The organism is Algoriphagus yeomjeoni (assembly GCF_003259505.1).
Taxonomy (GTDB): domain Bacteria; phylum Bacteroidota; class Bacteroidia; order Cytophagales; family Cyclobacteriaceae; genus Algoriphagus; species Algoriphagus yeomjeoni.
In genome coordinates, this window is the sequence record NZ_QLLK01000016.1 from 71,306 (window position 1) to 90,423 (window position 19,118).

Annotated in this window: 13 protein-coding genes; 5 read left to right on the forward strand and 8 right to left on the reverse strand. The window is 39.3% G+C overall.

Annotated features, from left to right (window positions below; all coding sequences use genetic code 11):
* Nucleotides 1–110: 110 nt before the first annotated feature.
* Together hslU and LV83_RS19660 are read left to right on the forward strand one after the other, a co-directional pair.
* On the forward strand, nt 111–1,508 hold the full coding sequence (gene hslU / locus LV83_RS19655; protein ID WP_111613278.1) for an ATP-dependent protease ATPase subunit HslU: 1,398 nt from the start codon (nt 111–113) through the stop codon (nt 1,506–1,508).
* 26 nt (nt 1,509–1,534) lie between these two features.
* Nucleotides 1,535–2,269: an SDR family NAD(P)-dependent oxidoreductase gene (locus LV83_RS19660; RefSeq protein WP_111613279.1), complete on the forward strand. Its 735-nt coding sequence runs from the start codon at nt 1,535–1,537 to the stop codon at nt 2,267–2,269.
* A 2-nt stretch (nt 2,270–2,271) separates the two neighbouring features.
* Here LV83_RS19660 and LV83_RS19665 read toward each other — a convergent pair whose 3' ends face one another.
* Nucleotides 2,272–2,757, reverse strand: coding sequence for a SixA phosphatase family protein (locus LV83_RS19665; protein ID WP_111613280.1), 486 nt, complete (start codon nt 2,755–2,757; stop codon nt 2,272–2,274).
* A gap of 88 nt (nt 2,758–2,845) precedes the next feature.
* On the opposite strand from LV83_RS19665, the gene LV83_RS19670 reads away from it, so the two are divergent.
* Nucleotides 2,846–3,037, forward strand: coding sequence for a cold-shock protein (locus LV83_RS19670; RefSeq protein WP_111613281.1), 192 nt, complete (start codon nt 2,846–2,848; stop codon nt 3,035–3,037).
* Nucleotides 3,038–3,079: 42 nt separating this feature from the next.
* Here the strand turns inward: LV83_RS19670 and LV83_RS19675 are convergent, their stop codons facing one another.
* Together LV83_RS19675 and LV83_RS19680 are read right to left on the reverse strand one after the other, a co-directional pair.
* A complete protein-coding gene (locus LV83_RS19675) occupies nt 3,080–4,996 on the reverse strand; it encodes a mechanosensitive ion channel family protein (protein WP_111613282.1) in 1,917 nt (638 codons plus the stop codon).
* Nucleotides 4,997–5,041: 45 nt separating this feature from the next.
* Nucleotides 5,042–5,638 carry a hypothetical protein gene (locus LV83_RS19680; RefSeq protein ID WP_146613767.1) on the reverse strand — a complete coding sequence of 199 codons (597 nt, stop codon included), beginning with the start codon at nt 5,636–5,638 and terminating at the stop codon, nt 5,042–5,044.
* Nucleotides 5,639–6,002: 364 nt separating this feature from the next.
* Here LV83_RS19680 and LV83_RS19685 point away from each other — a divergent pair, with 364 nt between their 5' ends.
* Nucleotides 6,003–7,508, forward strand: a complete 1,506-nt coding sequence (locus LV83_RS19685; RefSeq protein WP_111613284.1) for a S1C family serine protease — start codon at nt 6,003–6,005, stop codon at nt 7,506–7,508.
* Between the two features lie 132 nt (nt 7,509–7,640).
* Nucleotides 7,641–8,933 (forward strand): serine hydrolase domain-containing protein, encoded by a 1,293-nt coding sequence (locus LV83_RS19690; protein ID WP_111613285.1) that lies wholly within the window; start codon nt 7,641–7,643, stop codon nt 8,931–8,933.
* Nucleotides 8,934–9,119: 186 nt separating this feature from the next.
* Here LV83_RS19690 and LV83_RS19695 read toward each other — a convergent pair whose 3' ends face one another.
* From LV83_RS19695 to LV83_RS19715, 5 genes are all read right to left on the reverse strand, one after another.
* Complete coding sequence (locus tag LV83_RS19695; RefSeq protein WP_111613290.1) at nt 9,120–10,649, reverse strand: SulP family inorganic anion transporter; 1,530 nt, start codon at nt 10,647–10,649, stop codon at nt 9,120–9,122.
* 181 nt (nt 10,650–10,830) lie between these two features.
* On the reverse strand, nt 10,831–12,276 hold the full coding sequence (locus tag LV83_RS19700; protein WP_111613286.1) for a DUF6600 domain-containing protein: 1,446 nt from the start codon (nt 12,274–12,276) through the stop codon (nt 10,831–10,833).
* A gap of 631 nt (nt 12,277–12,907) precedes the next feature.
* Nucleotides 12,908–13,909 carry a glycoside hydrolase family 43 protein gene (locus tag LV83_RS19705; protein WP_111613287.1) on the reverse strand — a complete coding sequence of 334 codons (1,002 nt, stop codon included), beginning with the start codon at nt 13,907–13,909 and terminating at the stop codon, nt 12,908–12,910.
* Between the two features lie 732 nt (nt 13,910–14,641).
* The gene (locus LV83_RS19710; protein WP_111613288.1) at nt 14,642–15,367 is read right to left on the reverse strand and encodes a DUF4304 domain-containing protein; all 726 of its coding nucleotides are present in this window, start codon (nt 15,365–15,367) and stop codon (nt 14,642–14,644) included.
* A gap of 742 nt (nt 15,368–16,109) precedes the next feature.
* Complete coding sequence (locus LV83_RS19715; protein WP_111613289.1) at nt 16,110–18,668, reverse strand: AAA family ATPase; 2,559 nt, start codon at nt 18,666–18,668, stop codon at nt 16,110–16,112.
* Nucleotides 18,669–19,118: the final 450 nt, after the last annotated feature.

The following is a 19,118-nucleotide window of genomic DNA, read 5'->3' on the forward strand; positions in this document are numbered from 1 at the left end:
GATGCGAATACGATCATTGATCGAGTATTCGCATTCTTTAAAGCAAACCAACAATAGGCTCAGATAAATACTTTAACCACTACAATCTGAGTACATTTTAAGCTAACAACATGGAAAAAATACTTTCACTTACTCCTAGACAAATAGTCGCAGAGTTGGATAAATATATCATTGGTCAGAAAGACGCCAAGCGTAATGTAGCAATTGCTCTGAGAAACCGAATCCGTCGCTTGATGGTGAAGTCGGAAATCCAAAAGGATATTGTGCCAAATAACATCCTGATGATTGGTTCTACCGGTGTGGGTAAAACCGAGATTGCCAGAAGATTGGCAAAAGTCGCAAATGCGCCATTCACCAAAGTGGAGGCTTCTAAGTTCACTGAGGTGGGCTATGTAGGTCGTGATGTGGAGAGCATGGTAAGAGACTTGGTGGAGCAATCTGTTGCTTTGGTCCGTGAGCAGAAAAATGAAGCTGTAAAAGCAAAAGCTGCGGATGCTGTAGAAGAAATTATTCTCGATATCCTGATACCTCCAGTGAAAAGTGCTGGTTTTACCCGGGCAATTCCAGTGGATGCAGAGGAGAATGCAGAGCCAAACAGTGATGCCGAGTTGAACGAACGAACTCGGGAGCGATTCCGAGAGAAACTTCGCGAGGGCGAATTGGATGAGCGAAAAATCGAGATCAGTGTAAAAGCTGGTTCTCCGATGGGCGTAGGAATGATTGGAAATGGAATGATGGACGATGCCAGTATGGCAGGACTTCAGGATATGATTTCTAATATGATGCCTAAAAAAGTCAAAAAACGTAAGGTGAGTATTTCTGAAGCTCGCAAGATTTTGCTGGAAGAGGAAATGTCCAAGTTGGTTGACTTTGAAGAAGTGAAAGAGGAGGCAATCAAACTTGCAGAAAACAACGGGATTATCTTCATCGATGAGATTGATAAAATTGCTTCTAAGTCAGGCAAAAATGGAGGTGGTCCAGACGTAAGCCGCGAAGGTGTGCAACGAGATTTGCTACCTATTGTGGAGGGATCGGCTGTAAATACCAAGTATGGAGTGATCAATACGGACCACGTGCTATTTATCGCAGCTGGTGCTTTTCACGTGGCTAAGCCATCTGATTTGATTCCAGAATTGCAGGGTAGATTCCCGATTCGAGTAGAATTGCAGAGTTTGACTCAAGAGGATTTCTCAAGAATTTTGCGCGAGCCTAAAAATGCACTCACAAAGCAGTACCAAGCCTTATTTGAATCCGAGGAAGTTTATCTTGAGTTCAATGATGAATCAATCGAGGAGATCGCTAGATTGGCATTTCTTATCAATCAGGAAGTGGAAAATATTGGTGCCAGAAGACTGCACACAGTGATGAGTCATTTACTAAACGATTTCTTATTCGAAGTGCCGGATACGATTACTGCCAATTCTAAGATCATGGTAACCAAAGAAATGGTACAGGATAGATTGAGTTCTTTGGTACAGAATAGAGACTTGTCGCAGTACATCCTTTAATCCTGAAATAAAATAATCCCCTTACAATGAAGAAATCCCTGCTAATACTTACAGGTCATAGCAAAGGTCTAGGACGAGCTATTTTAGATACCTACTTAAGTAAGGACAATTTTGAAGTGATAGCCATTTCTAGAACAAAACTGGGATTAAGTAATCCTAATCTATCCGAAATCAGCATAGATTTCGGGGATTTGGATGTGTTGGAAAATGAACTTTCCAATTTATTTCCATCCGATGAATTCGAAGAAATAATATTGATCAATAATGCAGGTTGGATAGGGGAGATCAAGCCTGTGGGAAGTCTTCAGGTGAAAAACCTGAGAAATAGTGTCAACATCAATCTGCTGGCGCCTATGTATCTCACGAATGCATTTGTCTATGCTTATAAAGATTATCCTGCAAAAAAGATCATTTGTAATATAAGTTCTGGAGCAGCCTCCAAGCCTATGGAAAGTTGGGGAGAATACTGTAGCACCAAAGCTGCTATTGCCATGTTTACTATGGTTGCTGCAAAAGAAAACAGTAATTCTCAATTTAGGTTTTTTAGTGTAGCTCCCGGTATCGTGGATACTCAGATGCAGGAAGAAATCAGGCAAGCAGATGAGTTGGATTTTCCACAGATTGAGCGGTTCAAAAGCTATAAGGAAAATGGGGATTTGTCCTCTCCAGAACTGGTCGCTTCAAAGATTACTTACCTATTGGCACATGAAAATGAATTCCAGGATGTCATTCAGGATGTCCGGAATTTTGACTTGCCTTGATATCATTTCTTTGGATAATCGACAAACCATGTTTTGGTGTTTTCAGCGCGAGCCTGAACCCAATGATCAGTATCCACTAGCCAGCCATATAAACCTGAAGTGGGTAGATTATCAAAGTTTCCGCTGAAATAGTCAATAAAGTCATTCATTCCTGGATTGTGGCCTACCACAAAAATCAAATCATATTTATCATCTTGCTTTTGGATACATTTTAAAATCATTGCTGCAGAAGCATGATATAGATTCTTTTCGTAAACTATCTTCGAAGTGGAAACATGAAGCACTTCAGCAAGAATTTCAGCAGTTTGGGAGGCACGGGTCGCTGTTGAGCTCAGTATCAAATCGGGCAGAATACCTTTTTCTTTAAGTCGCAGCCCCATTTCAGGCACATCATTTAATCCACGATCAGCTAAGGGTCTATCGTGATCGCTCAGTTTAGGGTTATCCCAAGCTGACTTTCCGTGTCTCACCAAAATTATTTTCTTCATTTCCTGAAAATAAGAATGATTATTTTGTTTTTTTTAATTGAATATTTACTTTTAACGCTCTTTCAATTCCAATTTATCACAAATTATTATGTTTACCGGAACAGTAAAATTTTACAATGAAGCCAAAGGGTTCGGATTTATCGTTGACGATGAGTCTCAAAGCGAAGTATTCGTACACGCTACTGGCCTTTTGGATCAAGTCGCACAGAATGACAAAGTAACTTATGACATCAAAGATGGCAAAAAGGGACCTAACGCTGTCAATGTCAAAAGAGCTTAATTATTATCTTTTTTGCTAGCGAAAAAAACTATCCCCTGGAGATTAATCTTCAGGGGATTTTTTGTTTTCATTAGCATCAGTTGAATCTTCTTTCGGCTCCATTTTGATGGAAGTAGGGCTGATGTCTTCTCCTGGTTTTGATATTTTTTCCTGCCAGTTTGAAGGAACAGATTTTAAATAAAGGTCTCTTTTTGGGAATGGGATTTCAATGCCATGCTCTGCGAATTTCTCGAAAATGGCACTCATTACTTCGCCTCGTACGTCGATCCAGATATCCATACTTTCTACCCAGAAAAGTACCCGGAAGTCTACAGAACTATCGTTAAAGGTCTGCATATATACCCGGGGAGTGGGTGCTTTCAGGATGCGATCTCCTTTCATTACCTCTTCTAGTACTGATTTTACTAGCTTCATATCTGATCCATAGCCCACTCCAATGATTAATTCTACTCTGCGTTTTTTGTCAGAAAGTGTCCAATTGATCAGGCTTTGGGAGAGAAGGTCACCGTTTGGTACGACGATCTCGGAACCGTCATAAGCCTGAATTTTGCTTGCTCGGATACCTACATCTTTTACCGTCCCGGCATTCAAACCCACTTGGATTTCATCGCCGATCTGTATAGGGCGCTCGAAGGCTAAGATTATTCCAGATACCAGATTGTTGATAATCGTCTGCAAACCAAAGCCAATACCTACCGATAGGGCACCCAGGACAATGGCTATTTTGTCAAAGGGAATTTTGGCAGCAGTCATGCCTATCAAAAAACCTATTGTCAAGACAGCTAGCCGAATCAGCAGTACAGAACTACCGAGTCGCTGTTTTCTTGAAGCTCCTGTTTTTTGATCTTTGACGGACGCGAAATAGGCAATGTTATTTGCTAGGAAGGTAGAAACATACAGAACTACAGCGAATAGAAGAACGCTACCATATTGAAATACAGTATCTCCTAGGGTTCTGTCTTTCAGCAAGAATTCTGAAACGCTAGTATATGCCTCATCAAAAAAGCCCAAATGCCAAATTAATCCATATAGCCAAATAGCCGTTGCGCCAACGTAAAGAATTCCTTTCATTCGCCTTTGCAAATCTTGGAAATCAAAATACGAGGTGAAGACGTCGCTCTCTTTTTTGCTATGCTCTATGAATAAATAGATAGCTTCTAGAAAAACATTTACAAATAGGAATAAGCCTATGCCACGATAAAATAATATTACGCCGGTGACTGAATAAGTTTTTGAAAGACTGAATCGTCCTAAAAGATTGCTGAAAAAGGCGAAAGTTTCGATAACGATAAGAAATATGGCGAGGTATTTTAAAAATGTATATCGCCTTTCGTTATTGGATAAGACTTGTTTCAAAACCAAAACTCCCATACCAACCAATACTAAAGATGAAAGCAAAATATACCATCGCTCCTGATAAACTACTATCCAGTTTAAATTGCTAATAGCCAATATTATATAGGGCAAGAGGAAGGTGAGCCATATTTTATTGATTCCTTGGCCAAACTGCTCTTTGATTAGAAAACTGGAGGCAATGACTAAAGACAAGGATAATATGGAGATGAAAACCAAAGGAGGCTTACTGAATATTATCAAAAAGATGGGTATAAGAATTATTAAAGTAGAAAAGAAGGTGTGTTTATTGAAATACTTTACCCGATCTAAAATGAGCGATGCAAAGTCTTTCTGACTGCTTATTTCTTGGATTGTTGATTTGATCTTCCAATACAGAAGGCCAAAAAGTACAGCACAGATTAAAAAAGTATATAAATTCCTCTCAATATAGGCTTTCATCAGGTCAACATTGAGATCAAAGGATCTTAAAGCCATCGCAAATAAATCCTTCGATATCGGATAGTTTATGGGTTCCCAAGCGTAGTTGATCTCTTTTGTCCAATATTGCCGGTCAAGATTTTTCTTGGTCTGATCTAGATATTGCTTCAGTGCTAAGAAAACCATTGCGTTTTCAGAAACCCTAGCCTGAAATCTCGCTACCAGAATTTCTTACTCTAAGTAAACAAAATCTATAGTTTTCATTGCTTTTTTGAGCATGTTCAGCTCGGTATTGATAGCAGGAACTAAGGTGGTATCGCGGAGAGTCATAGCAAAGAGTGAGTCCGACTTCATGGAATTGAGTTTATCCCCAACGGTGGATAGTAGGTCTACTCTTTCCTGGATTTTCTTCTGAATTGCCGTGTTTTCATCAACTACAGTGGAAACCAGGTTCTCCATGCCAATCAAATATCGGTGGTTTAGATACCCGGAGTCTGATTCAGTTTTGGTTTTGACTCTCTTAGCTACAATATTGATGATAGCTAGCCTTTCAGACATATCTGTGGTGTCCATGGCCTCTGCCAGTTTTATATTGAGTTCGCTCAGATCGTAAGCATATCGCTGGGCCTTGTTGATCACCCTACTTAAAATTGCCCCACTGGTTTTTGTTTGATTGAGATTTACAGAATCAGAGAAGATAAAGAGGCTGTCAATCAGCTCTATACCTGTAACTTCTTCTGATGAAATACTTTCCGTAGTGGAACCTTGAGCAGATACTAATTGAATCATCTGCATGTATAAAAGAAGTGTTATTAGTATTTTGTACATAGGGCTGAGTTTGAAAATTTAAGATAGAGAATAAAGAAGCAGCTACGCAGACCTAAAACAACATGAAGCTTGATTGAGTTAGTACACTACAAGTTATGAGATTAGAAATTCAAATCATGAAGAACCATGAGCACTGAATACACGTGTAATTTGATGTCAAAATTTCGGTATTCAGATTAATCTTTTCTGGGTTTTTCAGAATAGTCAAGCAAATAGTATGATAAAGTAGAATATTAATTAATATCTGTAAAAATTGGTTAATTCCTGTTAATTTGAATGTCCGGGCACTTTTTCAGGTGTAATATTTGGTTCTTACCGTGCATCACTCGAATAACATTTAATACTAAATTAAAACTTAATAAATATGAGCAAAAGACAATTCTTTCTGGGAATGCTTCTTGCCTCTTTGATCGGAGGCATAATTGCCTTAGCAGGCGTAAGCTTTCTAGTACAACCACAAAATGCGACAAGCTTCGACGATAAGCAGCCGGCAAGTTTTGTAAATCTACTTTCCGGAGAAGATTTTACAGTTCCTGATGGGATTAATTTTGTCGCATCCGCAGAAGCTGTCGTGCCTGCTGTCGTGCATGTTAAAAGTCAAGTTACAGTTGGAACCAGAGGCAGAAGCCAAAGGGATCCAATTCAAGAGTATTTTGGAATACCTCCAAGAGATGACCCGAGAAGAGGTGGCCCAGAAGGCCGGACAGTTATGAGTTCTGGTTCAGGAGTTATTATTTCCCCTGATGGCTATATCGTAACGAACAACCACGTAGTAGAAAATGCGGATAGGTTGGAGATTTCACTTGATAACAATAAGCGTTTTATCGCTAAAGTGATCGGAACAGATCCTACCACAGATTTGGCTCTTTTGAAAATAGATGCCGAAGGGCTGCCTTTCGTGAGATTTGGTGATTCAGACAAAACTAAAATTGGAGAATGGGTACTTGCTGTAGGTAATCCCTTTGATTTGAACTCTACAGTTACCGCCGGTATTATCTCCGCAAAAGCCAGAAACATAGGAATCCTGAGTAATGTAGAAGATAACCTTTCAGTGGAAGCTTTCTTACAAACTGATGCTGTCGTAAATCCAGGGAATTCTGGAGGAGCTTTAGTCAATCTTGCTGGTGAATTGATCGGTATTAATACTGCGATTGCGAGTAGCACAGGTACATTTAGCGGTTATTCATTTGCTGTGCCAAGTACATTGGTGAAAAAAGTAATGGATGACTTGATGCAATATGGTACTGCTCAGCGCGCTTTACTTGGTGTTGGGATCTTAGACGTGAGTCAAGATTTAGCGGAAGGTCTTGGAGTTGATTTTCCAGTGGAGCAAGGTGTCTATATCAGGAGCGTAAACGAAAATAGTGGCGGTGAAGAAGCTGGACTTAAAACTGGTGATATCATTATTGGAGTGGATGGAAGAGCTACAAATAACGTAGCGAATCTGCAGGAAATGGTTGCTAGAAAAAGACCTGGGGATAAAGTAGAAGTAGAATATATCCGTGACGGTGAAACGTATAAGACAAAAGCTACACTGAAGAATTTTGCTGGTACAACTGATATTGTTGAAAAAGTAATCCCTAAAACCTACGAGTTTCAAGGGGTGATGTTTGAAGAAGTATCGGATAAAGTCAAAAGTTCATTAGAACTATCTGGCGGAGCATTGATTTCCAGAGTTAGCGGAGAGAAATGGAGAGATGCTGGTGCTAGACCTGGATTTATCATTACTTCTATTATCACAGAAAGTGGGAGAGTGAAAATATCTAGTGTAGATAATCTGTTAGAAATATTGAATGATACGGAAGGTGATTCTATAGTAGTCTTGGGTATGTTCCAAGATGGTACTGAGTATTATTTTGAAGTTGATTAAATGATTTCAAAATCATAAAATTAGACAGGCTGGTGATTGTTCATCGGCCTGTTTTTTTTGTCATGTATGCAGTCGGGATAGATTAATGGTATAGATTTCCTATTTTACTTTTCAATCAAACCCACACAACCAATGAAAAAGTACCTCGGCATGCTTGCTAGCATGGTTTTTCTAGTAGTATTGAGCGTTACTGCGCTTGCTCAAAGTCCATCCACGATTCTTACTTCAGTAGGGAAGCAACCACTTCAAGGTATTTCCTCCGCTAGATTGGCAAGAATTGACCAAATGCTGGATCAAACTTTAGCTGATAATCAGGTTCCTGGTTTGGTTGCCTTGATTGTGAAGGACGGCAAGATTGTTTATCACGAAGCCAAAGGATTAGCGGATGTTTCTTCTGGGACGAAGATGGCGAAAGATCAGATTTTTAGGATTGCTTCTCAGTCTAAAGCTATTACCTCTACGGCTGTAATGATGCTTTGGGAAGAAGGAAAGTTTAAGATGGATGATCCCATTTCAAAGTACATTCCAGAGTTTGCTAATCCGAAAATCTTAGCTGGATTTCGCTATGCAGATTCTTCTTATTCTACCAAGCCTTCTCCCCGTGAGATCACCATCAGGCATCTCATTACCCATACTTCGGGTTTAGGGTACGGTGTGATTGATGGGAATGAGCAGATGAAAATGATCTACCAAAAAGCTGGAATCGTGGATTTGTTCACTACGGAGCCAGTGAAAATCGGGGATAATATTAAAAGGCTTGCGAAGCTGCCACTTCACCATGAGCCAGGCACAAAATATACCTATAGCGAGGGGTTAGATGTGTTGGGATATTTTATAGAAATCGTATCAGGAATGCCATTTGATCAGTTTTTGAAAACAAGGATTTTTGATCCTATGGGGATGAATAATACAGGGTTTTATTTGACCGATGCTCAAGGAGAGAAGCTGGTTACAATTCACAGAAAAGTAAACAACGAGTGGGAGTCTTTTCCGGTGACTTTTTATGATCCTGATTATCCAAAAACTGGGGCAAAAACATTTTTATCCGGTGGAGCAGGCCTTTCTTCTACTGCTGAAGATTATGCCAAATTCCTTCAAATGTATCTAAATGGAGGAGCTTACAATGGTACTAGATTCTTAAGTCCAACTACAATTAAAACGATTATGAGCAATCAAGTTGGTGACTTGCTTGGAAATGGAGGCAAAGATTATGGCCTTGCTTTTGGATTAGTTGATGAAAACGGGGTTGCTCAGGGCGGAATCGGAAGTCTAGGAACTTTTGACTGGGGTGGATATTTCAATACCCAGTATTTTGCCGATCCAGTCACAAATACCATCGGAATCTTAATGAAGCAAACTCAAGGCGGAACTGGAGATGAATCTGCCTGGAAATTCAGACAGATGGTTTTTTCTGCAGTTGAATAACATGCTGGTAAGAAAATTAAGAACTAGTGTTAATAATCTAATCTTCCGTTCGTGAGTCATGAACGGAGGCTATGAAAACAAAAAGGGAAGTCACTAGACTTCCCTTTTTCTGTAATCGGAATGGTGTTGGGCAAGTCTATTTAGGCTATGCCATTTGCTCTTTCTTTGTGTCCTTTGTGGCTAAAATTAAACCTTATCCACCGCCAACTTATACGTAGGGTCTTCGATTACATTGATGTCGATCAGCTCATCTGCATTTGCCAAAAGTCTTCTGCAATCAGGACTCAAATGCTTCAAGTGTACTTTTTTACCAACTTTTTGATAGCGCTCGGTCAACTTGTTCAAAGCTTCAATCGCAGACATATCGACCACACGACTTTCCTGGAAGTCAATAATCACTTCCTCAGGATCGTTTAGCACATCAAATTTCTCATTAAACGCTGCAATAGACCCAAAGAATAACGGCCCAAACATCTCATAATGCTTTACTCCATTAGCATCCACATTCTTTCTTGCCCGGATTCTTTTTGCATTGTCCCAAGCGAAAAACAAAGCTGCTAAGATCACTCCAATCAATACGGCCAATGCCAAATTGTGAAGGAATGCTGTAATTAGCGTCACCAAAACCATCAAGAACACATCTGATTTTGGCATTTTGGTGAAGGTGCGAAGACTTGCCCATTCGAAGGTTCCAATAGAAACCATGATCATCAGTCCAGTCAATGCAGCCATTGGCACTTGCTCAATTAGGCTAGAACCGAACATGATGAATACTAAAAGCATCACTGCTGCTACAATTCCAGAAAGTCTTGCTCTTGCACCGGATGAAATATTGATCAAACTCTGACCGATCATTGCGCAGCCGCCCATTCCTGAGAAAACACCGGAAAGCATATTTGCAACTCCTTGAGCAACAGCTTCTTTATTGCCTCTTCCTCGGGTTTCGGTGATTTCGTCAATGATATTTAGCGTCAGCAAACTTTCAATCAAACCTACACCTGCCACAATAGCTGCATAGGGGAAAATGATCTGTAAGGTTTCCCATGTCAATGGAACAGCAGGAAGATGAAAAGGAGGAAAGCCACCTTGAATGCTGGCAATATCTCCCACAGTTTTTGTGTCAAGGTTCAAAAGACTAACTACTCCAAATACTACTAAAATAGCTGTCAAGGAGGATGGTACCGCTTTGGTCAGCTTTGGTAAACCCCAGATGATCAACATCGTCAAAAGCACTAATCCTACTAGAATATACATGGTGTTGCCGGTAAGCCAGTTACCGTCTACATCTTTGAACTGATCTAATTGAGACATGAAAATGATGATAGCCAGACCATTTACAAATCCAAAAATCACTGGATGTGGAACAAGACGCATCAATTTCCCCAGTCTCAAAGCTCCTGCTGAGACTTGTAAGATCCCAGCTAAAACTACCGCTGCAAATACGTATTCAACGCCGTGCGTGGCGGCTAAGGATACAATTACCACAGCAACTGCACCGGTAGCCCCAGAGATCATGCCTGGCCTACCACCAAGAATAGACGTTACGAGCCCCATCATAAAAGCGGCGTAAAGACCTGTAAGTGGGGAAAGTCCAGCGATAAAAGCAAAAGCTACTGCCTCTGGAATCAAGGCCATGGCAACAGTGAGTCCAGAAAGAACTTCTGTTTTATAATCTACTTTTTGGCTGAAATCGAAAAGGTTGAAGTACTGTTTCAAGGTGTGAATAGGTTTGGCGACCGAGGTCGCGTGTGTTGAAAACAAGCTGCAAAGATAGACAAAAAGAGCAATTCGAAATATTATTTGGCGCGCTGCCTATTTAATAGCTTCCTGAAGCCAATTAAAAAACAAAAAAGGATAGCCATTTTCGGCTATCCTTTTCACGTTGGTTTGATTAGATTTAATTATTTCCTCTTGTTCTTGAAGTACTTCTAGAGGAAGAGCTACTCGAGGTTCTACTTGAACTCTTAGCAGGAGAAGAGGATCTTGCTGGAGCACTTTTTACCTGAGGAGATCTACTTGGTGCAGACTGTGTTCTTGATTGAGTAGATCTAGTTGGCGTAGTTGATTTTACCACAGGTCTGGAAGATCTGCTCGGCTGCGTCCTAGGTTGCGTCGAACGTTGAGCCGGAGCAGATTGAGTTCTTGGCTGGCTTGACCGCTGCGTAGGAGCTGGCTGAGTTCTAGATTCATTGGACCTTTGAGTAGCAGCAGGGCTCTGCGTTCTCGCGGGAGCTGTTCTGGTCTGAGGCTGTCTACTAGTCGGAGCAGAAGTTCTTGTTTCACTGCTTCTAGAGTTGCTAGGAGTTCCTGCACTTTGTCTAGATGGCGCAGAAGTACTAGTTTGACTTCCAGAATATGGCTCAGTTTTGAATTCCCCACCTCTAGAAGAAGGAGAGGTTGATCTCACTCCAGAATTTTCAGAGCTTCTAGTTGAGGTATTTCTTTCCGTAGCTCTGGATGATCCGGCTGGACTATTTGCTGATCTTCCAGATACAGTTTCAGTTCTACTATTTCCTCTAGATGGTGCCGTTGCAGGTTGAGTTCTGCTTTGCCCGCTGGAAAGTACTCTGGAAGGTCTAGCGGCTGTGGTCGTAGCTCTGCCGTTATTCAGGTCTGGTCGGTATGCACTCACCGTATTTCTATTTACAGATACTCTTCCCGCAGAGCGAGCTGATTCCACTCTATGCACTGGATAGTTTGTTCTGGTTACTCGCTGAATTTCTCTTCTTGAAGGTCCAGCGTAGTATCTGTTATTATTATAGACCACAGTATTATTGATGATCGTAGTGTTATTGTAGATTTTCACCCTTCTACCGTATGGTACATAGTAGTTGTACACATTGCGGTATGCAAATCTATGCTGAGGTACAAACAACCAGTAAGATGCAGGGATGCCGATTCTGACATTTATGGAGAAACCAGGTCCCATGGGTGCCCAACCGTAATAGCCGCCACCAGATCTCCAGTCCACCCACGCTGGTCCCCAAGTGTAATCAGGGATCCATGCCCAGCTTTGGTAGTTGTTGTCGAAATACCATCTGCCGTAGTGAAATGTCGCCCAACCCCAATCGTAATCAGAGACCCAAGTGTTTCCATATTCTGTCATTACCCAGTGTCCATTGGACCCATAAGGGTGGAAATCATTTTGAACTGCGGGTAACCAAACGTAGCCATAGCGACCGTCTTTAACCCAATCACCATAAGGCATCAGTTCATCATAGAAGACTTGGAATGAAACTCCATTCATGTCATCTGCTGAGGCTTGAGATGGGCTAAGCCAAAGCAAAGCGACGAAGCCCATCATCAAGTTTCTCATCCATTGTGGTACTTGTAGCGTTTTCATAATACGTGGTTTAAGTGATTAAATAATTGGTTAGGTGCTTCTTTCAGGTAGTTGGCTTTTCAATGCTTCCTATTAGGTAGATGCAATTTTCCAATAAAAGGATGCATGCATACTAAAACCAAAATCAGGCCAACTTTTCAAGACTTATATCAAAAGAACTAGTACTTGGCTTGGTTTTACGTAAAAAAATGAGTGAATGGTTGCGTAAAATCTTAATTATATCTTAATATTAATGAAAAAAATTACTACTTAAGTAAAATATTTACTTAACCCTTTTTGAGCTTTTAAATATTTTTTTGGATAGATATAAGCTTTTGCCAGAAAAATCCGGGAATGTAGAATAGGTGCCCTATGAAAATAAAAAGTATTTTTTCTTGAAATAGTACTGACGGAAGTGAAATAGTTGTGATTTGGGAAAAACTTGTTCCCATCAGAAGGTTGCTTTCTTCATTCTTAGAATAAAAAGTTATGCTTCGAACAGGTCTATTTTCCTTCGAAGCTTAAAAATTTCTCTTTAGAATAATGTTTGTTCTCCTAAAAGGTTAAAAAGTTATCCTCGGAAGGTAAATACTTATGTTCCGAGGATAAATGTTTCTCTTTTGAAGATTAGTAACTGACTATGCTACACCCATCACGGTTGATAAAGCTTACCAACAACCAACTTATCTCCTGATAGATCCACTTCAAATAAATGAGGAATGCGGATGGTACGGCCATTTACGCTCCTATGGCTATGAACTGACATCAGCTTCTTTCCCTCCAATGTCTTGAATAACATGCCGTGACCGAAATTAGGTGGAGTAATAGGGTCTTTCTCCTGAATCCAAGGACCATCTAGGGTGCCACTTTCCGAATAAGCTACTCCTTGGGTATAATCACTGTAAACCCAACTTGTCCAAATCATTCCTAAGCGTCCGGTTTCTGTTTCAAACAAATAGGGACCATCGGTTACTTTGTTCGGTTTGTCGTTTCCGTTTTCATCTTTTTCCCGGCTCCAAGGCGAATCACTGGCACGGAACAGGATTTCGCCAGTACCAATCGAACCGCTTAAATCCGGTTTCAATTCCAGTTTTTCCATCGTTCCATTTCCATTTTGTAGCCATTCATGGCAAAAAATCATGTAAGGCTTACCGTCTTTATCTACCCAAAAAGTCCCATCCAGCGTGGGCATGCTTGCTGGCAGGTAAGTAGGATCTTGCATGGGCACGTAGGGCCCATCCGGATTGTCACTCACCAAAATATGGCTGGCACGACGCTCGATAATATTCTCACCTACGGTATCGATCTTAACAGCACGGTTGGTGAAGGTGGCAAAATAATAGTACTTGTTTTTGTACGCGTGAAGTTCTGCTGCCCAAATCATGGGATTAGGTCCCATCCAAGAGTCAGGATCGGTTTCGGTTACTTTATAAGGACCATCCCAAAGTTTCAAGTCCTTGCTTTTCCATAGCATCCCACCCGTCCCAGTCATATAGTACATCTGCGTGTTGGAATCCGCCAGAATAGCTGGATCACTTAATACAATAGAATCCAAGGGAACATTTTTTCTCACCTCGCGAGTCCGCGGTTGTTGCGCCAGAGTTGCCAAAGGAAGGAGAATAAGAACTACAAAAGCCAGATAAAGGGTTTTCATGGGTTTACTAGGGTTATAATAGGTTTGGAAAAAAGAAATTTCTACTTAAAGGCAAAGTATAATTTTAAGATAGCAGGATTTCAGGAATTGCTGGGAAAGATTCTTGAAAAAGGCAGAAGTACTGAATAGGTGGGAAGGGGTTTGTGGCTATTCTACTTATACGAAAGCGGATTGATTGTCAATTTATCTATTCCAAGCTGCTCTTGAGCTGCTCAGATCTCCATTTTTTCAGTTCGGAACTGATCCCTCGAAGATAAAAGCAGATAATTATGTGCTCTGAACAGATAATTAGGTGTTCTGAGGTGAAAAATATCTGTTCTGAGGTGAAGATTATGTGTTCTGAACTGATAATTATGTGCTCCAAGCTGGTCATTAGCTGCTCGGAGCTGGAAAGTATGTGCTCTGAGGTTAAAAGTTGGAGATCAGAACTGATAGCTTGATGTTTTTTGCTGAAATAAGGGAGTTGACTGCTTTAAGCTTTTATTAATTCAATTTCAAATTGATAAGGATAGGAAGGTGTAGTTAAAAACTACGCCTAGCGGCCTCATTACCTAGACTACGCTCAGTGGGGAAATCTACACCTAGGTACCTCAATGCTTATTCTACTCTCAGTGCGGGGTAAAAGTTAGAGATCAGAACTGAAAGCTTGATGTTATTTACTGAAATAATGGAGGATCCAGTGAACCGCCGTATACGAGACCTGTACGGTGGTGTGAGAGGCGCACCGTGGGCTTATGGCTCACGGCCGTCTACTCGATTATGGGGCGTAATTTTCAGTTCTACGTTTTTTCTTTTTGCAAAGTCCTCAAGTCTACCAACCCATTCTTTATTTACAGTCGGCTCAGATTCGGTTCTAATTATTTCTCCATTCTTTGTGTGAATCTCCTTTACGTTTGGCTTTGGTGTCAATGCTTCATTATATAATTTATTCCAAAATATTTCCGCTTTGTCGCGTTGTCCATATCGTTCTAAAATTAAAAACTTTCCTATTGGACTTGTAAGCGGTTCATACTTCCATTCAAAGAATTCAAGCCATTTTTTAGGATCCGAATACTTTTCATAAAAAGGAACTGCAAAAGTTTCAAGGTCGTGATTAATTTGTTCCTTGAGTTTTGAAAAGTCAGTTCGTTTATTCAAGTCATACCATTTGTCGCCTTTGTTCATTAAATGTCCAAGTCGTAGCCTGATTTCACAGTCATATTCTTTTGGAAACTTTGGAAGTTCTTTGTTGTAAATCTCAGAATAGGTTTCTTTATCAATTAGTCCAAGATTAAAAACAAAAGTCTTGTCGTCTTTAGAGTTCCATTGACTTTGCTGAACATTAAAGGTTTGTCCGATTCCATTTATTTCTCTGTAGAAATTGTTTCCGTTTTTCTTAAACCCAAGTCTTTGGAAAATAGGCGTAACTATTTCCTTTACTAAAGTGTCAAATTCTATTTTAAAGTCTCGGTCTGTCATTTCTTATTATGCCCCATAACGGTTAGTATATGAAAAGTAGGCGATTTCGAAGCACGAAACTCAAAATTCCATACGAGCTACAAGCCTTGAATTCATCACTATTTCGCCTATTTTTTATATACATTGTGTGTGCCCAGCATGGGCATCTGATATCGAAGATATCAAATTATTCCAGAGGGTGAAAGTCCCTTATGTGCGGGGGTAACGCCCCGAAGCATTAGCAAGTCGCAAGGTGGTTTGTCGTGAGACATGCACTGAAGGAAGCGAGACTGCGGTGTCTGTACTGACGAACAGGAACCACATACTGAGGCTATGAGGTGGGATGAGGTACCACATGCTGCTGAAGTCCAAAACCTGAGGGATCAGGAATCATCCCCAAAATAGTAGATGTGGCAGCGATAGACACAAGGATATTCACCTTACCGAGGGAGATCTCTAGATGTCGAGAACATCCAAGAGAAGTCAGCAGAGGTCATAGTAGCGATGAGGAACGAGCCATAAGAACTATGGAGGACTCACAGAAATAGTGAAGGACTGAACGTATTGTGAAGTGAAAATTCGATAAGGAGCCTTTGTGTAGCCTTATCTTAAAAGTAGCGGAAAGATGTAGCGGTGTAAAGAGCGTTGCATTTTGCTTTACGAACCGCCGTATACGAGACCCGTACGTACGGTGGTGTGAGAGGCGCACCTCGCTAACTTAACGGTTGGCGAGGCCGTCTACTCGATTGTGCCCTGGCATTGTTCAATTTAATATCTGTTCAATATCCGAAATCATAGTATTGAATTCATCTACCTCAATAGGATTTTCTTCGTTTTCAGTTCCATTATGCATTTCTCCACCAGAGACTCTACCGTGAATGCTTTTTAATGAGTTTATTGTAAGTTCATTATTATTTAGATTTTTCAGTTCATCCCAATTAATATGATTGTTTCCAGTACTATATTTGGTTGGTATTTGATTGTTCAAAATTTTCTCATCAATTACACATTCAACAGCTTTTCTAAGCAAGCTTGCAACTTTTAAACTATCCTCAAAAGGAGAATGGTTTAATAATCTTTTTGCATCTGTAATATGATATTTTGCTTTATTTCTTTTGTAATTACCTAAAACACCTTTAGAATTTACGCCCTCGTTATTTACCATATAAATCTTGATGTGCTTTCCTTTGTTTTGTGCGCCACAAGTCTCTATCGTATTACAAATATGATTATCGCCTTTTGATGTTTCAAAAGCTTCAAGGAATAGCTTATTATGATTAAAGAGAATAATTTGATTCTCTAACTGTAATAGTCTATTGGCAAAATTTCCAGCAATTTTATGGTCAAGACTATTAACTGGGTCATCTAAAATTATTGGATTGATACTTTTTTGAATTTTAGCTTCTGCAATAAAGAGAGCTAAAGCGACAGCTTTTTGTTCTCCTTCACTTAAAACAGCTTTTATATCCTTATTTTTGGTTAGAGTTAGTTTTGTATTTGAAGTTCCTTTCTGTCCTTTTGCATTTTCAATCTTTACTTCAAGTTTATTAAAACCTAAACCAGTCAATTCATCGGTAAAATTGGTTTTTAACGTTTCTGTCAATAAATCATTATGAGCAGTTTTTGATAGATTACTGACTTTGGTGGTATTTATTTTATTTGATTTTTGTCTTAACTCCTTCTCAACAGAATCAGTACTAAACCATTTCTCAAGATTTTCTTTCTGTTGGCTAATTGATTCATTTTCTAATAAGCCTTTTATTTCTTTTTCAAGTTTTTCTATTTGAGTGTTCTTGTCCTTATTATCATTCTCAAATTTTATGATTTCAGCTTGCAGATTTTCAATTATTGCTGAAAGATTTGATTTGATAACATCCTTGTTCTGCAATTCAATTTTTACATCGTTTGACCTTTTGCTATCTATAGCAGTAATTAATTTTTCTTTTCCTTTTTCAAGGTTAGAAATGATATTATTTATGAGTTGATTAAGAGTTTCGTCCGAATCCGTTATTTTAGTTTCTTTTAATATTGTTTCTATGTTTTCTTTTATTTCCAGCTTAACCGAAATACCATTAAGTCTTTGTTTAAGTGATTCCAAATTTTGAATTGCTCCATTCAATTTTTGTTCTGATTCGTCTTTAAGGAAATTTCCATATGACTGAACCAAATTAATAGAATTATCATCTGCCAAAGGTTGACGACAATAAGCACAAACTTTCTCTTTAGGGTCTAATTTTGAAGTGTATTTTTCTCCTGCCTTAATAAATTCTTTCCATTCTTCGGTATTATTGGCTGGGATATTAGATAGAATTTCAAATTGTCTTTTTGCTAACTTATTAGCCTCTTTGCTTTCCGAATATGTTTTAATCAAATTTTGTGTGCTTGTTAATGCTCCAGAAATCTTTTTAACGGCATTGTCAATATGACTTTTAACACTCTCTAATTCGTTTTTATCATTCTCTTTAAGACGAATTTTATCTTGAATATTAATCTGTTTTAAGTTTTTCAGCTCACTTTGTTTGGTTTTAAGTTTCTCGGCATCTTCGTTAGAAAAAGAATATAGTTTTTCAACTTGTGATTTAATACTACTAGAAACCTGATGAATTTCAAAAGATGTTTTTATGTCATCTCTGAAATGTTTTAATTCTAATGTTGGTTTTTCTAGCCTTTTTTTATCTGCTTTGTTATTTATCTTGTCTTTAAAATCATCAATTACTCCAACTAAATAAGCAAACAGATTTAAACCTAATGGCTGAATAAGAGTACTGTCAGCTTTCCTAGTTGTCAAAAGACTTTCTAAGTATGAAGTGTCGAAAACTTTACATTTATTAAGCAAATCAAGGGAGCGATTACTTCCATTCCAAATTATTGATTGATTCTGTCCATTCTGCGGTTCAAAACTTAATTCTATTTGAATTGGCTTTGAAGTTTCTGCATAAATGTTTGGTAATATTTCTTTCTTTTGATTCCCTCCAACTATCTCATTTAAAACTTTGAAGTAACTGCTTTTACCAGCACCATTCATACCGTATAAAATTGTTACATCGTTAGAGAATTTTATCGTCTGGTCTTCTTTTAAAGCATTAACTCCACTCTTATGAATTAGTTTTGTAAGTCGAATCTCGGAATCATTAGTCTCGTTGCTTAGGTTTGGTTCCGTAATATTTAAGTTAACTCCATTTGTTATATGTCTGAATATCTCATTTTTTCTCTCATTTGTTATGTTTCCATTGGATTCAATAGAATCATAAATAAGAGCTTTTAACCAATCAGGTTGAGAGCTTGCAAATTCTTTTAAATATTCTTTTGCATTACTTTTCATAATCGTAGGTCTCTATTTTGCTTGGGCATAACGTTTTCGGGCTTTGCGTTCGGGCGGGTTTCGGAGCACAAAACTGTCAACCTGCACCGAACTTAAATAGAAGCAAGAAGCTCCAAGTTTGCACGTCACCCCGCCTGACGCAAAACCCGTGTTGCACTAAACCTACGGTAGTTTCAAGAGCAGCCAGAAAGAGGTAACTTTTTAGATCATTCATTAACTCTTATTAATCATGAAAAAAAAAGGAGAACCTCATCCAGACTGCCTGTTCCAATGTAGCAGGTTTTGCCGAACTACTTGCCAAGTTTGAACAAAAAGTTGTCGTTGCAGGCAAAAGCAAAAGTACACTATCAAACTATGCGAGACATCTGGCAAAACTGGCCATCCACTTCAATGAATTACCCACCCAAGTGGATCCCGACCGGATCAACGATTACCTGCATCTGGTCAAGC

Coding starts and splice junctions, on each gene's coding strand:
- hslU (WP_111613278.1), top strand. CDS start 111: ATGGAAAAAATACTTTCACTTACTCCTAGACAAATAGTCGCAGAGTTG.
- LV83_RS19660 (WP_111613279.1), top strand. CDS start 1,535: ATGAAGAAATCCCTGCTAATACTTACAGGTCATAGCAAAGGTCTAGGA.
- LV83_RS19665 (WP_111613280.1), bottom strand. CDS start 2,757: ATGAAGAAAATAATTTTGGTGAGACACGGAAAGTCAGCTTGGGATAAC.
- LV83_RS19670 (WP_111613281.1), top strand. CDS start 2,846: ATGTTTACCGGAACAGTAAAATTTTACAATGAAGCCAAAGGGTTCGGA.
- LV83_RS19675 (WP_111613282.1), bottom strand. CDS start 4,996: ATGGTTTTCTTAGCACTGAAGCAATATCTAGATCAGACCAAGAAAAAT.
- LV83_RS19680 (WP_146613767.1), bottom strand. CDS start 5,638: ATGTACAAAATACTAATAACACTTCTTTTATACATGCAGATGATTCAA.
- LV83_RS19685 (WP_111613284.1), top strand. CDS start 6,003: ATGAGCAAAAGACAATTCTTTCTGGGAATGCTTCTTGCCTCTTTGATC.
- LV83_RS19690 (WP_111613285.1), top strand. CDS start 7,641: ATGAAAAAGTACCTCGGCATGCTTGCTAGCATGGTTTTTCTAGTAGTA.
- LV83_RS19700 (WP_111613286.1), bottom strand. CDS start 12,276: ATGAAAACGCTACAAGTACCACAATGGATGAGAAACTTGATGATGGGC.
- LV83_RS19705 (WP_111613287.1), bottom strand. CDS start 13,909: ATGAAAACCCTTTATCTGGCTTTTGTAGTTCTTATTCTCCTTCCTTTG.
- LV83_RS19710 (WP_111613288.1), bottom strand. CDS start 15,367: ATGACAGACCGAGACTTTAAAATAGAATTTGACACTTTAGTAAAGGAA.
- LV83_RS19715 (WP_111613289.1), bottom strand. CDS start 18,668: ATGAAAAGTAATGCAAAAGAATATTTAAAAGAATTTGCAAGCTCTCAA.